The organism is Carboxylicivirga mesophila, assembly GCF_018271975.1.
Lineage (GTDB): Bacteria > Bacteroidota > Bacteroidia > Bacteroidales > Marinilabiliaceae > Carboxylicivirga > Carboxylicivirga mesophila.
Genome location: NZ_JAGUCN010000015.1, coordinates 1 through 15,169, shown reverse-complemented (window position 1 = coordinate 15,169; position 15,169 = coordinate 1). Strand labels below are relative to the sequence as shown.

14 protein-coding genes are annotated in these 15,169 nt (G+C 39.9%); 5 read left to right on the top strand and 9 right to left on the bottom strand.

The annotated features are described in order from the left end of the window. Positions 1-153: 153 nt before the first annotated feature. The 8 genes from KEM09_RS13325 to KEM09_RS13290 form a co-directional block, all read right to left on the bottom strand. Positions 154-906, bottom strand: a complete 753-nt coding sequence (locus tag KEM09_RS13325; RefSeq protein WP_244825006.1) for a tetratricopeptide repeat protein — start codon at positions 904-906, stop codon at positions 154-156. Continuing rightward, positions 906-2,726 (bottom strand): BatD family protein, encoded by a 1,821-nt coding sequence (locus KEM09_RS13320; RefSeq protein WP_212229009.1) that lies wholly within the window; start codon positions 2,724-2,726, stop codon positions 906-908. Before KEM09_RS13320 ends, KEM09_RS13325 begins: the two co-directional genes overlap by 1 nt. Positions 2,727-2,758: 32 nt before the next feature. Further along, positions 2,759-3,508 carry a tetratricopeptide repeat protein gene (locus KEM09_RS13315; protein WP_244825005.1) on the bottom strand — a complete coding sequence of 250 codons (750 nt, stop codon included), beginning with the start codon at positions 3,506-3,508 and terminating at the stop codon, positions 2,759-2,761. Between the two features lie 12 nt (positions 3,509-3,520). Then, positions 3,521-4,570, bottom strand: coding sequence for a VWA domain-containing protein (locus KEM09_RS13310; RefSeq protein ID WP_244825004.1), 1,050 nt, complete (start codon positions 4,568-4,570; stop codon positions 3,521-3,523). A 72-nt stretch (positions 4,571-4,642) separates the two neighbouring features. Beyond that, on the bottom strand, positions 4,643-5,638 hold the full coding sequence (locus KEM09_RS13305; RefSeq protein WP_244825002.1) for a vWA domain-containing protein: 996 nt from the start codon (positions 5,636-5,638) through the stop codon (positions 4,643-4,645). Next, a complete protein-coding gene (locus KEM09_RS13300; RefSeq protein ID WP_212229008.1) occupies positions 5,635-6,675 on the bottom strand; it encodes a hypothetical protein in 1,041 nt (346 codons plus the stop codon). Before KEM09_RS13300 ends, KEM09_RS13305 begins: the two co-directional genes overlap by 4 nt. Then, entirely contained in the window at positions 6,676-7,542 is an 867-nt protein-coding gene (locus KEM09_RS13295; RefSeq protein ID WP_212229007.1) for a DUF58 domain-containing protein, read from the bottom strand. Between the two features lie 81 nt (positions 7,543-7,623). Continuing rightward, positions 7,624-8,619, bottom strand: coding sequence for an AAA family ATPase (locus tag KEM09_RS13290; RefSeq protein ID WP_212229006.1), 996 nt, complete (start codon positions 8,617-8,619; stop codon positions 7,624-7,626). Between the two features lie 329 nt (positions 8,620-8,948). Between KEM09_RS13290 and KEM09_RS13285 the strand changes: the two genes are divergently transcribed. Further along, positions 8,949-9,815, top strand: coding sequence for a histidinol-phosphatase (locus KEM09_RS13285; protein WP_212229005.1), 867 nt, complete (start codon positions 8,949-8,951; stop codon positions 9,813-9,815). 85 nt (positions 9,816-9,900) lie between these two features. Continuing rightward, positions 9,901-10,062, top strand: coding sequence for a (2Fe-2S)-binding protein (locus tag KEM09_RS13280; protein ID WP_244824999.1), 162 nt, complete (start codon positions 9,901-9,903; stop codon positions 10,060-10,062). A gap of 38 nt (positions 10,063-10,100) precedes the next feature. Here KEM09_RS13280 and KEM09_RS13275 read toward each other — a convergent pair whose 3' ends face one another. Next, positions 10,101-11,315, bottom strand: coding sequence for an S-adenosylmethionine:tRNA ribosyltransferase-isomerase (locus tag KEM09_RS13275; protein ID WP_212229003.1), 1,215 nt, complete (start codon positions 11,313-11,315; stop codon positions 10,101-10,103). Positions 11,316-11,427: 112 nt separating this feature from the next. Here KEM09_RS13275 and KEM09_RS13270 point away from each other — a divergent pair, with 112 nt between their 5' ends. The 3 genes from KEM09_RS13270 to KEM09_RS13260 form a co-directional block, all read left to right on the top strand. Continuing rightward, a complete protein-coding gene (locus KEM09_RS13270; RefSeq protein WP_212229002.1) occupies positions 11,428-12,444 on the top strand; it encodes a DUF2027 domain-containing protein in 1,017 nt (338 codons plus the stop codon). Positions 12,445-12,999: 555 nt separating this feature from the next. After that, a complete protein-coding gene (locus KEM09_RS13265) occupies positions 13,000-13,659 on the top strand; it encodes a PQLLE family protein (protein ID WP_212229000.1) in 660 nt (219 codons plus the stop codon). Positions 13,660-13,952: 293 nt separating this feature from the next. Continuing rightward, a partial coding sequence (locus tag KEM09_RS13260; protein ID WP_212228998.1) for an Ig-like domain-containing protein occupies positions 13,953-15,169 on the top strand: 1,217 nt, incomplete at its 3' end.

The window sequence follows — 15,169 nt, the reverse complement described above, 5'->3', positions numbered from 1 at the left end:
TACTTGATAGCTAATCAAGATGATATATAAGATATATTTGATTGGCGCTTCAGAATAATAATGAAGATGAGCCAATCAGTAGTTTGGGTGTTTATAATAAAAAAGCTCCTTGTCAACGGACAGGGAGCTTTTTTTATGCGGTAAAAACTTGCTTCAGATCACAGTGATTGAGCTTTCTTCAACCCAACCAACAGTACCATCAGCAATCTGTATTTCTTTCCATTGCCCAAGGGTGCTGATAATCTCTACTTTAGTACCTTCGTGTAAAATAAATATTTCAGTACCACTGGCATCTGGTGAACTTTTAACAGTAAGTGAAGGGCTGAATACAATAGCATGGTTGCGCACCACCAGTTTCGTTTTCTGACGATAACTAAATGATAAGGTGACAAATGTGCCCAATAGTAAACCAACTCCCAGGTAAAACCCAGCTTTCTTCAGCAATACCGAATTTGAAAAGAAGAAAAGGGCAGCCATAACCAGGGTCAGGATAAAACAAGCCAGGCCAATAAAGGCCCAGGTGTCTGATGTTGTTTTATTCCTGAAATCTGCCACCCACTTGCTTAAAAAGAACTCATCAACCGACTCTATCTTATCTGTGGTTTGTGAGTAGGCCAGCTCCAGGTTATACTTGATGTCCTTGTCGTGTGGTTTTAACAGCAAAGCACGTTCATAGTTAAGAATGGCGCTGGCTAATTCACCATTTTTATAAAAGGCATTACCGAGGTTAAAATACAAGGCACCGCTTTCTACACCAGTGGATAAAATACCTTTGTATGTATCAATGGCCGATTGAAAGTCGCCATTACTGTATTGCATGTTGCCTTCTTCAAAACGGTCGTCCTGGCCTTTAGCTATTACTGTAGCAAGGCAAAAAACGAATAGTATAATTAATTGCTTCATCATTAACGTTTTATTTGGTTTTCGAGCTGGCTGATAGTTGCAATTGTATGTTTGTAAAGCTTATCCATTTCTCCAGTGCCTGAAGCTGGTGCATAGCGAGCAAATTCGCAGGTATCCAGAATATTCATCATATCAGAAATGACCTCGTCCGAAACATTGGATTGCTGAAGTAATTCACCAGCATTATCTTTCGACAATTCGCTTAATGGCAGGGTTAATTTGTCGCTTAAATAACCCCAAAGTGCACGAAGCACCTCTTCGTAGAAGGCTTCTTTTTCACCTGTTTTAAGGAAATGTGCCGACTTTTTCAGGCGTTTCTTAGCTATTTTGTTGGCTTTCTTTGTTTTCATTAACGAGGCATTGGCATTCTCCTTTAAACGCTTCTGGTTAATGATAAACAGCAACACAAATAATGATAATGGTATCAATAAAGCCAGGTAATACGTGAGGCTTCCGATAAAGAATGTGCCAGTTGGTTTTAGTTGTGTTTTGCCGGTTTTAATAAATCGGATATCCTTGCCGATGAACTTCACATTCTCTTTCGTCACATTGGATCTTACAACACCCGAAGTGCTTGTTTCATCACCTTCTCCTTTGGCCACATTAATACTGATTGGGCCCGATTCCATTGACTGATATTGGCCTTTGGCCGGATCAAAGTAGGCAAACTGGATGGATGGTATTGTAAAGGTGCCGGCATGACGCGGTATCATCAGGTATTCATAGGTTTTTGATCCTTTCATACCGCGGGCTGTATTACTAATGCTGTTTGATACTTTTGCATCGAAATCATCAAAATCAGCCGGAAACTGAATCGCCGGATCTTCTATAAACTTGTGATTACCGGTACCGCTTATGACGACTTTGAGCGTGATACCATCGTTTACGGCCACATCATTTTTGTTAACACTGGCCTGCATGCTCAACTGCCCAACACCGCCCGAATAACCGGCAGGTCTTCCAGATGGCAAAGGTTTTACATTAATCGCTATAGGTTTGGATTTGACTCTTTTTTTGACGGTTCTGTAATTTGACTCGAAGAAGTCGTCAAAAATACTGCGTGAACGACTGCGTGCTACTCGCTGACGCACCATAAACTCTATCTCGGTTGGTTCAATGGTTAATTTACCTGATTTCTGCGGAAACAATAGCTTTTGTTCATAGGTGCCCACATTATAGGTTTTACCATTGATATTTTCCATGGTCCACTTAATGCCATCCTGATCTTTAAGTGTTTGTGTAATAAATGAGGCCAACTCAGGCTGCTTGATGTCCGATAGGCCTTCGAGCTGTACTTTGGTAAAAATTTTAGTGGTTAACACCATTGCTTCCCCCTGGTACAGGTTTTTCTTCGATGGCGTAACCGTAATAAACAGGTCATCATCGGAAGGTGCTGAGCCAGCAGTTGCACTACTTTGATTGTCTTGTTGAGCTTGCGCATCACCTTTCACCACCTTAATGCTAACAGCATTGGAGCTCACCTTTTCATCATCTACTTTAATGGTAGCCGAAGGAATGGTAAACTGGCCTTCTTTCAGTGCTTTTAAAATAAATGTATAGGTATACGTTGTTTCGCGCGATACCTTACCATTGATAATGGAAGTGCTGGTAGAATAAGTAGTGCTGGGGCCCATCAATATCTGGAAATCCTGTAATGAGGGGAGGCGTATATCACTGCCTTCTTTGTTAAGTGTATAAACTAATTGAAACTTATCTCCAACTACTACTGCTGACTGTGCACGGGCTGTAAAGCTTATTTCCTGCGCGTTGGCAGAAATGCAGGCAGTGATGAATAGTACTATGGAAAGAATTGTGAGTCGCATATTTTAGAGTGTTTTGTGCAAAAATAGTACTTCTACCAATTTTTTTCTGTTTTTGTTCGTTGTCCAGCTTTGGCTTTACGCAGTTTTTTTTGCAATTCATTTTCATCCTGCTGGATGGCATTGAGTAAACGCTGTGCATCCTCTTTCGACATCTGCTCAGAAGGCTGCTGCTGTTGCTGCTGGTTTTGCTGCTGCTGTTGATCCTGCTGTTGTTGATTCTGTTGATCTTGTTGCTGCTGGTCTTGTTGTTGATCCTGCTGCTGTTGCTGTTGTTCCTGTTGTTGATCTTGCTGCTGTTGTTGGTCCTGCTGGTCCTGTTGGTCTTGCTGATCTTGGTTTTGCTGCTGTTGATCCAGTAACTTCTGAACGGCAATCAGGTTGTAGCGGCTATCATGGTCCTCAGGGTTGTTGCGCAACGCATTTTTATATGCTTCCAGGCTTTCCTGCAGTTTTTGCATGGCAAAATAGCTGTTACCCATGTTGTGGTACACCTGTGCCAGTTTTTCAGGCGCTTGCTCGGTACCTGCTAAAATCTGAAACTGGTCCAATGCTTCATTAAATTTTTCCTGCTTATATAATGCATCACCCAAATTAAATTGGGCTTCGAAGGAATTATCTGTTTTATCAAGTGCTTTGCGGTATTCAATTTCCGATTCGAGAAAGGCCGAGTCGGCAAAGTGAGAGTTACCACTTCTGATAAACTTGCGCTCATCCTGCGCCTTCAGGTTAAAGACCCCAAGAAGCAGAATAGCTATTAATGTGATATATTTTAAATTCATCATACCCGTTAATCTTTACTCTTTGTTATCTTTTACCTCAAATATATTGATGTGCTTTAAACGTCTGTTCTTCCTTTCTAGAATAATAAATTCGAGAATAATCAGTAGTAAGGCAAAGGCGGCGAAATACTGAAACTGATCGTCATAATCGGTATACACCTTGGCTTCCAGTTCGGATTTTTCTAACTGGCTCAATTCATCTACCAGGTTGTTAATGCCATTGCGAATATTATTGGCGGGAATATATGCCCCATTGCCTGTGATGGCTACTTTTTGAAGTGTTTCTTCATCCAGTTTTGAAATGACCACATTACCATCTTTGTCTTTCATAAAGTCGTTACTGCGCCCTTCAGCCACAGGTATAGGTGCTCCCTTAGGTAAACCCATCCCAACGGTATAGATTTTTATGCCTTTATCGGCCGCCATTTTAGCAGCTGCTAAAGGATCATCCTCGTGGTTCTCACCATCGGTTATTACAATGATGGCTCTGTTGATGTCTTCCTGAGTTGTAAACGAGCTGATACCTTTATTGATGGCGGCGCCAATGGCGGTACCTTGTGTACCAACTACATTAGTGTTTATAGAATTCAGAAACATCTTCGCTGATGCATAGTCTGTGGTGATTGGTAATTGAACGTATGCCTCCCCAGCAAAGACAATAAAACCAACTCTGTCGTTCTGCAGTTTATCAATGAGTCGGGATATCGCTCTTTTAGCCCGCTCCAGTCGATTGGGCTCTATATCCTGTGCCATCATACTATTGGACACATCCAGGGCTACAATCAATTCAATACCTTTTCGTTTGACAGTTTGCAGTTTACTACCATACTGTGGTCCTGCAATGGTTATGATGAGCAGAATGAAGGCCAGCAGCAGAATATAAAACTTAACCGTAGGACGCTTAAAGGACACATTTGGCATCAGATCATTAAGTAGCTCTACATTACCAAATTCCTCTAGTGCCTTTCTGCGTCGTTTAGCCAGATACAAATGGATAAAGGCCAAGGCAGGAATCAGCAAGAGTAAATAGAGCGCATCCGGATGTTCAAATCTGAATATATTCATTTTATCTTGTTCTTTACAGTCGTTAGTGGCGCCTGAATAAATTAATTATTGAGGCTGTTGCTTGTTTAATTATTAAGGTAGATTTCTGAAAACGGTGCTACGCATAAATATCTCCAGCAAAAGAAATAGACCGGCAAAGGCTGCGAACCACCAGTATTCCTCTTTGCGTTTTGTATACTCGCGTACTTCTATTCTTGTCTTCTCCAATAGGTCAATCTCCTTGTATATTTCATCTAGTTTTTGCTTGTCGGTTGCTCTGAAATATCTGCCGTCAGTTAAATCAGCTATGCCTTGCAATAACTCTTCATCGATCTTAACTTCCATTTGCTGATATTGTTTGCCAAAAACGGTTTGCATAGGGAAGGGCGCCATACCGTTGGTACCAACACCGATCGTATATACTCTAATGCCAAAGGTTTTTGCAATTTCAGCCGCCGTCATTGGCGCAATTTCTCCACGGTTGTTCTCACCATCCGACACCAATATGATTACCTTGCTTTTCGCTTCGCTATCTTTGATGCGCTGCACAGCTGTTGCCAATCCCATGCCAATAGCCGTACCGTCCTCCAAATCACCCATGTTGATATCCCTAAACAGGTTCTGGAGTACATTGTGGTCCGTTGTCAGCGGGCACTGGGTAAAACTTTCAGCGGCATATATCACCAATCCAATTTTATCATTCGGACGTCCTTTAATAAATTCTGCAGCTACCTCCTTGGCCGCTTCCAGGCGATTGGGTTTAAAATCTTCAGCCAACATACTACCTGATATGTCCAGGGCCATCATAATGTCAATCCCCTCAGTAATCTCGTTTCTGAAACTGTTGCTCGATTGCGGACGAGCCAGAACAAAGATTAAAAGAATGATGCTAAGGACACGAAAGGCAAACAGCAAATGACGCAAATATACTTTATTGGAGGTGGGGGCCTTTGCAAATCCTCTCAGTGTGGAGATTTTAAGCGAGGCCTGCATGCCCTTTTGCTTCCAAACGTACCAGGCTATATAGGCAGGTACAATCAGCAGTAACCAAAAAAAGTAGGGTTGTGTAAATGTTATATTATTCATCATTGTTCACTACTGTTTGATACATTAAGCACTTCATTTTCCTTATTAAGCATGGCTTCCTTCTCTTCTTCCAGTGACTTTATTTCTTCCAGTTTAGTTTGATTCACAAAAAAGAAGGCATTGATCATGCTTAAGTCATTTTCATCTGGCAAAGGCTCATGCTTGGCAAACTTCACCAAATCCGAAGTAATTAATATTTGTCTAAGGTTATCTATTGATTTACCATCTCTGAAATCAATGCCTTTGAATGAGTTCATTATTTCATCGGTAGTTTGCTCCATGGCTCTTATTTCAAAGCGCTCTTCGATGTAATGGCGCAATGTGTCGGAGACACCAGAGTAATATTCTTTGATGCGATTGTGTTGCCAAAGCTTCTCCTGCTTAATTTTATCCAGAGCTTCAAGCGCCTTCACATGGGGAGGAATCACTGGTGCAGGTTTTGCAAAAATCTTAACCGGCACTTCTTTGCCAAAATACCTGAGTATAATAAATGTAACTATGCCAGCCAGCAGAATAATGCCCAGCACCCATGGCAGGTATTTATACAATTCCGACAGATGGAATGGGGCCTGCATGGGCTGTTTAATATCTACAATACCCTTTTGTGGATCTACTTCATCAAACGGATTAAATACCATCAGTGCCATGGGCTCGGTTTGTATCGCTTTACCCAGTTTCTGACTGACTTCCTCAAAAACAATGGGAGGAATATAATGCAAACCACTGTCAAACGATGTAATCCTGAAGCTTTGCTCAATCAGATAGCGGCCGTTATCACGGTTTAAAGTATCCAATTGTCCGGCTTTTACAATTTCTATGTTTTTTGTAATAGTATCGGTCAATAATGGAAAACTCAAGTCGATGTTGTCGGGTTGACTTAACTGTAACTTCAGGTCAATTTGCCCACCAATAAATATGACAGTTGAATCCATTTCTGCTGAAACAGATACATTCTGAGCACTTGCGTTATGCACAACTCCAGTTGAAAGAATCAGAAAAGATACTATTACACGGGATATATGTTTTTTTATACGATTCATTTATATACGTTTTTTAAATAACGATATCAGCGCTTTTACATAGTCGTCATCGGTGCGAACCGACACATTGTCGACACCGCACTTGCTGAAAAGTCTGCGCGTGGCATCATCTGTTTCGCGCCACCATCTACTGTAGGCCTCCCTTACAGCTCTGTTGGATGTATCGGCCCATTGATATTGACCCGTTTCGGCATCTTTCAGCTTAATCATACCGATGGATGGAATCTCTGTTTCGCGCTTATCATACACCTTTAAGGCTACCACATCGTGCTTTTGGTTGGCAATCTTAAGGGCATCCTCAAAATCATCATCAATAAAATCGGAAATAATAAAGGCTGTGCAACGCTTTTTAATGGCATTGGTCAGGTACTTTAGTGCTTCCGAAATATTGGTTTCACGGTGTTCAGGTGTAAAGGTGATAAACTCGCGAATGATATGCAGAATGTGTTTACGGCCCTTCTTAGGCGGGATGAATTTCTCTATCCGGTCGCTAAAAAAGATGACCCCAATCTTATCGTTATTCTGGATAGCCGAGAAAGCCAGCACAGCGGCCATCTCGGTTATAATATTCTTTTTGTATTTGAATGAGGTACCAAACTCGCGGGAGCCTGAAACGTCAATCATTAGCAAAACGGTCAGTTCCCGCTCTTCTTCAAACACCTTAATGTATGGATGATTGAAGCGGGCCGTTACGTTCCAGTCGATGTTACGTATGTCGTCGCCATATTGATATTCACGCACTTCACTAAAAGTCATACCGCGACCCTTAAATGCCGAATGATATTCGCCGGCAAAAATATTGGCCGATAAACCCCTGGTTTTAATCTCTATCTGACGTACTTTCTTTAATAAATCAGTTGCTTCCAATCTAAACTCGTTTAGAAGTTAAACAAAATGTTTCGTAATCATAGGAAGCTATTAGCTAATGGCTAGTAGCAGCAGCTATCGCTATGGTACTTCAACCTGATTCAATATTTCGCTGATAATTTCTTCTGATGTGATGTTATTGGCTTCAGCTTCGTACGATAAGCCAATACGGTGACGCAATACATCGTGACAGATAGCACGCACATCTTCAGGAATCACATAGCCGCGACGCTTAATGAATGCATAGGCTTTTGAGGCCATAGATAAACTGATACTCGCACGAGGCGAAGCACCATACGAAATCATGTCCTTAAATTTCTCCAATCCATATTGCTCAGGGTAACGCGTAGCAAAAGTGATATCAACAATGTATTTTTCAATTTTCTCATCCATGTAAACATCTTTAACCACCTGGCGTGCTCTAATGATATCCTCAGGCTTCAGTATGGTTGATGCTTTTGGGAATGTTTTAGCCAGATTATGGCGAATGATCATTTGCTCCTCATCTTTCTTTGGATAGTCAAGCACCAGCTTAAGCATAAAACGGTCAACCTGTGCTTCGGGCAATGGGTAAGTACCTTCTTGCTCAATGGGGTTTTGGGTGGCCATCACCAAAAATGGTTCCTCAAGCGGATAAGTGGTTTCACCAATGGTCACCTGACGTTCCTGCATGGCTTCTAATAAGGCACTTTGTACTTTAGCAGGGGCACGGTTAATCTCATCGGCCAATACAAAGTTGGTGAAGATGGGACCTTGCTTAACAATGAACTCTTCTTTTTTCTGGCTATAAATCATTGTACCTAATAAATCGGCAGGTAGCAAGTCAGGCGTAAATTGAATACGCGAGAACTTAGCGTCGACAATAGTGGCCAATGTGTTAATAGCAAGTGTTTTTGCCAATCCGGGAACACCTTCCAAAAGAATATGGCCATCAGATAATAAGCCAATTAAAAGACCTTCGACAAGGTGTTTCTGACCAACAATAACCTTGTTCATTTCCATTGTTAACAAGTCAACAAAAGAGCTTTCTTCTTTGATGCGTTCATTTATCGCTTTAATGTCTACGGATTGTTCCATGATGATTATTTTATTTATCTGTTTTTTATATTTTTTGAATATTTATCTCGTTACTTTCAAATAAACACAATATTGGGCTATTCAAATATTTGATGTTCGTTAATTTTTGTTAACCAACAGCCATTTTAACTAAGCTTTAACTTCTCTATTTCTGGTAGTAAACCCATTTGTTAAAAGTATGCGCAAATGATGAGTAAGCAAAAATAGCAGGATTTTAGGACTATCCGAATTATATGCCCTTAGTTTTAGACTCTGCTATAGGTGCACGCGTTCTGTCATTGTCATTTTAAGAATTTATTAACACTTTTGTCAGCCTTAAAATAAGTGGTATGAAATATTTCAGTTATCATACGCATTCATCCTTTTGCGATGGCAAGGCTAGTGTTGAAGAGGTGTGTATCAGCGCTATCAAACAAGGTTTATCATCGATAGGTTTTTCAAGTCATGCACCGGTTATGTTCGAAACAGCCTGGGCTATGCGTTTTGAGGATTTATCGGCGTATGTGGAAGAGGTGGAGCGATGTAAAATTAAGTATAAGGATCAAATTAAAATATACCGTTCCCTTGAAGCCGACTATATCGGAGAAGGAAAGAGCATTCCGTTTCATGAATGGCGTAAGCTAGGGCAGTTGGACTACCTGATAGGTTCTGTTCATCTGGTGACTAACCCTGCCAAGCGTAATGGTTTATGGTTTTTAGATGGACCATCAACTAACTATGATAAAGGAATAAAGCAATGTTTTGATGGTGATGCCAGAAGAGCGGTTGAGCAATATTATGCGCAAATAAGAGAAATGGTTCAGGTGCAGAAACCTGACGTGATTGCTCACATGGATAAAGTTGTTATGAACAACAAGAAAGACTATTTTTCCGAATCAAATACGTGGTACAAAGATGCTATGGAAGAAACCTTGCAGGTAATTGCAGCATCTTCTGTAATTGTTGAAGTGAATACAAGAGGCATCTACCGGGGCAAATACCATACATGGTTTCCAAATGAAAATGTTATTCAGCGTTGTGTTGAACTCGATATTCCTTTGACTGTTTCAGTCGATGCACATCACCCTTCTGAATTATGCTCAGGATTTCAAGAGGCTGCAACCGGATTAAAAGCGTCGGGATGTAAATACCTCAGTGTTTATGAAGACGAGGTCTGGAAACAAATTCCTATTAGTGATGTTATTTCAGATAACTAGAAAGCCTGCGATTATCGCTGGCGGTGTTCAATCTAAAAACTAAGGAAGCAACATGTTTGATGATAATGATTTTGTTTGTAGACATATGCAGCTGACAAAAGCTGATATTATAAAAGTGATAAGAGAAAAGGATATCACCTCTTTTGAAGAACTTCAGGATGAAACGGATGTGGCTACTATATGTGGTAGCTGTGTGGCTGATATTGAAGAAATTCTGGAGGATGAGATTGCCAAACGCGAATTATAAAAATAGGGCACCGTTTAAAGTGCCCTTTGTTATTTAGTCTATTCTTGTTCGATCATCAATAGTGAGCTATCTCCATAGCTGAGAAAACGAAAATCATTATTGAGGGCATAATTATAAATATCTCTCCATTTGTTGCCAACAATTGCACCAATTAGTAGTAGCAATGTACTTTGTGGCTGATGAAAATTAGTTACAAGACCATTAATAAGTTTAAAGTGATAACCAGGCACAATAATGATGGCTGTTTTACCAGCTAAATAAGTCAGATTATTATTGTTCATATACTCGAGGAGTGCAGTTAATGCCTCCTTTGTTGTGTGTTTTGCACTCAGGTTATACGGATCCCATTGTTCAATGCCGTTGTTGATGCTATGGCCGGTTAGTAGACGAACGCCGTACCAATAGAGGCTCTCAAGTGTTCGTACCGACGTTGTGCCAACGGCAATCAGCTGTTGCTTGTTAGCGATAAGTCTTTCAAGAGCATTCCTTTCTATCACAAAATGTTCTGTATGCATTTCATGGCCTGCTATTTCCTCCGATTTGACTGGCTTAAAAGTGCCTGCTCCGACGTGAAGGGTTACATTCAGTAACGAGTGACCATTATTGGTGAGCATTTTAAGAATGTCCTCCGTGAAATGTAAACCAGCAGTTGGCGCAGCAACCGAACCTTGGTGTTCTGAGTAAACCGTCTGATAGCGATCTTTATCAATGTCTTCCGTTTCACGGTTCAGGTATGGAGGAATAGGTGTTAGACCGATGTGCTCAATTATTTCGGCAAACGATATCTGTGGGTTATCCCAGCTAAACCTAATTGAATAGGCATCGCCCAGGCGTTCCCCTTTTTCTATTTGTAGAAGGATTGTTTGGTTGTCAATCGTAAATGATTGAGACAATGGTTCGTTTTTCCACTTACGTGCATTGCCCACAATGCATTTCCAGCTTGTTGCTGTTCTGCTGTCAAAGGCCATTTGTACTTCAGCAGGCGATAATGGTTCCAGGCAGAATATTTCTATTTGTGCGCCAGTTAGTTTTTGAAAACGTAATCGAGCTCTGATGACTTTGGTATTGTTAAAAGCCAGCAGTGCTTTAGATGGAAGTTCTTCAGTGATGTTTTTGAATAGGTCTTCCCTGATTTCCTTATTCTTATAAATAAGAAGTTTTGATGCATCCCTGTTGCTTAAAGGGTATTTGGCAATGCGTTCGTCGGGTAAATGGTAGGTGTAATCACTTATAGATATATTCGGCTTAATCATATTCTGCATTTTTGGCGCGACAAATTTAGTTAACTTTGTGCGACTGCACCAAATCAGGTGTTAGTTGTTAAGATTATTTGTCAAAAAAAATCAAACTTTTAAATCAATAATTATGAATGTGAAGGCAGGTGATGTGGTTCGCTTTTTAGATATAAGTGGTGGCGGTGTTGTGGTGCGTGTTGATGGTAAGCTGGCGTATGTGGAAGATGAAGATGGCTTTGAGGTACCCGTGCTTATCAGTGAATGCGTTGTTATTAAAGAAGAGCAGCCCAAAAGTGATAGTAATGCAGCAGGTAGTGCAGTTGTGGAAGAAGTGGAGGAGTATGAATACATTGAAGAGGCGGGTGATGATTCAGCACCACAATTCTATATAGCCTTTTTGCAAGGCGATAAGCCGGGGCAGGCATCAGGTGATTTGCGAATCCAGGCTGTAAATGACAGTAATTACTTCGTCTATTATACTATTAGTAATCTCCGTAAAGATGGCAGTCTTGATTTGTTCTATCACGGAGAGGTGGAGCCAAATACAAAGGTGGCACTTGATAAGCTGGCAGTGATGCAGCTTGATGATCGTCAATGGCAGGTGAATCTAATTCTGTTTAAGAAAGGAAAAACATTTAAAAATGTAGCGCCGATTGCTGAAGTAGTGAAAATTAAAGCACCACGGTTTTTAAAGGATAATGTTTTTGCCGATAATGCCTATTATCACGAAAAGGCCGTTTTGTTGCCAGTTATAAAAGGCGATCTGGAACGAAAGATAGAGGCATTGAGTGAACGTGAAATAAAGAAAGCCATAAAGGAAAAAGATAATCAACCCGCACGAAAGAAGGTCAAAAGGCGTGATGATGATAAAATGCTGGAAGTAGATTTACATATTGATGAGCTGATTGATTCCATAGCAGGTTTGAGTAAGGGGGAGATTATAACTATTCAATTGGATAAGTTTAAGCAGGTGATGGATGATAATAAGCAGAATCGTGGGAAAAAGATTGTTTTTATTCACGGTGTGGGTAATGGTAAATTAAAGAGTGAACTGCGCAAATTACTCGAGCGCCAATACAAAAAGCATACATTTCAGGATGCCTCTTTTCAGGAATATGGTTATGGGGCTACCATGGTGATTATTTAGAGAGTTTTATAGTAAAAAATATTTGCCGTCTGAATTGGGTTTCAGACGGCTTTTTTATGTCTTGGGGGGAAATGAATAATTGCCAGCTAGTTTCAGTATAGCCTGTTTGTATTGCAAGGCGGCTTTTTATATGATGTAATCTCATCATCGTCAATCTTCTCTAACGTCAATTGCGGTCTAAATCTAGATGTAACTAGTGACTTGCTAGTTGTTTATTCTTTCTTCTTTCTTCTGGAGGTGTCATTCAGCTAATGCTTAATAGTCGACTCGAATTACTTATTAGTATTACCTATTAGAAATATTTGTAAGTCTTATATAACATCACCTATACCTATACAATTAATGGAATAATCTTGTGTATAAATTAAGTTATCTGAAAATAATATGAATAAATATTTTTACTAATTGAATAAATACAAATATAAATTAGAAAAATGAAAATATTAAATAGAATTAAAATAATTTGCATAAGTAAAAAAATATTTAAAATATTTATAAAAATTATATAATTTGACTTCTATTATAATTCAATAGATAAGTTAAACTAGATAGAATATGCATTATACAAAAAATAGCATAGCAAACTATCAATCGGGTGTAGAGCTGTTGCTTTATAATAGCCTGAATCAGCAGTCGATTAAAAATACTGTCACTCAATTTGGTTATAGTGAGGATGATCTGAACCACATTTATAGCCTTAATCGTGAGTTGGCTGGCATTGTCACTGCCGTTGAGCAAGCAAAAAACCATAAAAGGCTTGTCTTTCGCGATAAGAATTCGCTATTGGCAGGCATCAAAAAGGATTATATGCGCTGTCTTAAACTTGCTCGAATAGTTTTGAGTGAAGATTTAAAGGCCGCTGAAGCTCTGATGTTAAACGGGTCTCGGGCAAGAACCTATAATGAATTGCTCTTTCAAATAAGTGCTTTTGTGTCCAATCTGATGAATAATTCCAGTTGGCTCAATGCGCTTAAAGTTTATAATATTAGCACTGACACTATTCGTGAGTTGCAGGCGCGTTTGAAGCAATTGGGGCAGCTTTCTGATAAGTGTTTGGAAGCTCAGGGAGAGGTGCGTCGTTTGACGGACTTAAAGAAGAAAAAGTTGGTAAATATGCAGCGTTATGTAAGTGACTATGTGAAGGTGGTTCGTATTGCTCTCGAAGAGAAGCCTAAGCTTTTAACCAGTTTAGGTATTGGAGCTAAGAAAGAATAGAATGTAATATGGAAAACTGAACTGAAGAAAAAGCCAAATAATGCCTTTGATGGCGTAACATCTGTACAGTGTTAACGTAAAAAACGTAATTGTTTAAGAATGAACGTTGCTGTTGGCTCTGGATGAGGCAGTGTTATATGTCTGTAAAGTTAGGATTAGTCTGTAATTATGGACTGTTAATAAAAATATTAAAAGATTACGGTCGATTCTTAATGGGTTTCGGTAACGATGTTATATTTTTAATGCTGTGTAGAAGGGTAGAGAAGTTGGGGGCAGAAATAAACTCAAAGTTTATGAAAAGAATGTTACTTTTTAGGTTTAGATGGTTTGTAAGTCTGGTTATTGCACTGGTTAGTGTTAGTGCTTTCGCTCAGGATATATCTAAGAAAGAATTACGTCAGGCCACAAATTATTTTACAGAAAAGCGGGTCAGTTACGGTCTACCGGTATTAAAAGGCGCCCGTCCTGGTAATCCTATTTCAAGTTTAGGGGACAAATATTGCTCTGATGCAGGCTTTGTTGATATTGTACCTGATAATGTCGATGCCGATGCTGTAACTATAGAGTGGACAATTACTACCATCGTTGGTTCATCTGAAGAACACCCTGATTGGGCCGAATATGTTGGATCTGGTCAAAGTACGGTATTGAGGTTCTATCCTGATAGGGTAACATCTGAATACTATAACGTTCCTATTTACTTTGAGTATATACAAAAAAATAACCTTGGGTTTATTGTTGATACAGAGTGGGATTACACATATGTATATCAGACACCAACTGCCTTTGATTTAAGTCCGGCTACCATTGATATATGTGCGGGAGAAAATGCTACACTTACATTAAGTGGCTCCGAAACTGGTATGGAATATCAGTTATTTGATAGTGGTGATAATCCGATTGGCTTTCCTGTAAATGGAAACGGAAGCCCAATTAGTTTTATTGTAAATACAACTGAGACTTATCGGGTAGAAGCTGTTAATGGTACCGAAAGCACGTGTACTGCTGTAATGAACGGTACATCTACTGTTACAGTTAATCCTTTACCTGTGCCTGTTGCCTCCAATGGAGGCGATGTTTGTTTGGGAGAAGATATTCTGCTGTATGCCGATCCGGATGGGATGGCCAGTTATACCTGGACCAATGCAGGTGGTACTGAAGTTGGTACAAGTCAGGATATAACATTATCTTCAAACGATTATGGAGTAGGTACTCACACATTTACACTTACAATTCAAGATGTAACTACTTGTGTAAACTCATCTACCACAAGTGTAACCGTTTCAGAAAACCCAGTTGTAGCACCATCCTACAATTCTCCTGTTTGTGATGGAGGAAGTTTGGTGATTAGTGCCAATGCCTCAGGTGGTTCAGGTACCTATACAACTTATACCTGGACAAAAGGAGGAGTTGTCATTGGTGGTGAAACAGGTGCTACCTTAACCATCGATCCGGCTGATGTAACAGATAACGGAACTTATGGTGTTACTGTTGAAGATTCAAATGGATG

Coding starts and splice junctions, on each gene's coding strand:
- KEM09_RS13325 (WP_244825006.1), bottom strand. CDS start 906: ATGATGAAGCAATTAATTATACTATTCGTTTTTTGCCTTGCTACAGTA.
- KEM09_RS13320 (WP_212229009.1), bottom strand. CDS start 2,726: ATGCGACTCACAATTCTTTCCATAGTACTATTCATCACTGCCTGCATT.
- KEM09_RS13315 (WP_244825005.1), bottom strand. CDS start 3,508: ATGATGAATTTAAAATATATCACATTAATAGCTATTCTGCTTCTTGGG.
- KEM09_RS13310 (WP_244825004.1), bottom strand. CDS start 4,570: ATGAATATATTCAGATTTGAACATCCGGATGCGCTCTATTTACTCTTG.
- KEM09_RS13305 (WP_244825002.1), bottom strand. CDS start 5,638: ATGATGAATAATATAACATTTACACAACCCTACTTTTTTTGGTTACTG.
- KEM09_RS13300 (WP_212229008.1), bottom strand. CDS start 6,675: ATGAATCGTATAAAAAAACATATATCCCGTGTAATAGTATCTTTTCTG.
- KEM09_RS13290 (WP_212229006.1), bottom strand. CDS start 8,619: ATGGAACAATCCGTAGACATTAAAGCGATAAATGAACGCATCAAAGAA.
- KEM09_RS13285 (WP_212229005.1), top strand. CDS start 8,949: ATGAAATATTTCAGTTATCATACGCATTCATCCTTTTGCGATGGCAAG.
- KEM09_RS13280 (WP_244824999.1), top strand. CDS start 9,901: ATGCAGCTGACAAAAGCTGATATTATAAAAGTGATAAGAGAAAAGGAT.
- KEM09_RS13275 (WP_212229003.1), bottom strand. CDS start 11,315: ATGATTAAGCCGAATATATCTATAAGTGATTACACCTACCATTTACCC.
- KEM09_RS13270 (WP_212229002.1), top strand. CDS start 11,428: ATGAATGTGAAGGCAGGTGATGTGGTTCGCTTTTTAGATATAAGTGGT.
- KEM09_RS13265 (WP_212229000.1), top strand. CDS start 13,000: ATGCATTATACAAAAAATAGCATAGCAAACTATCAATCGGGTGTAGAG.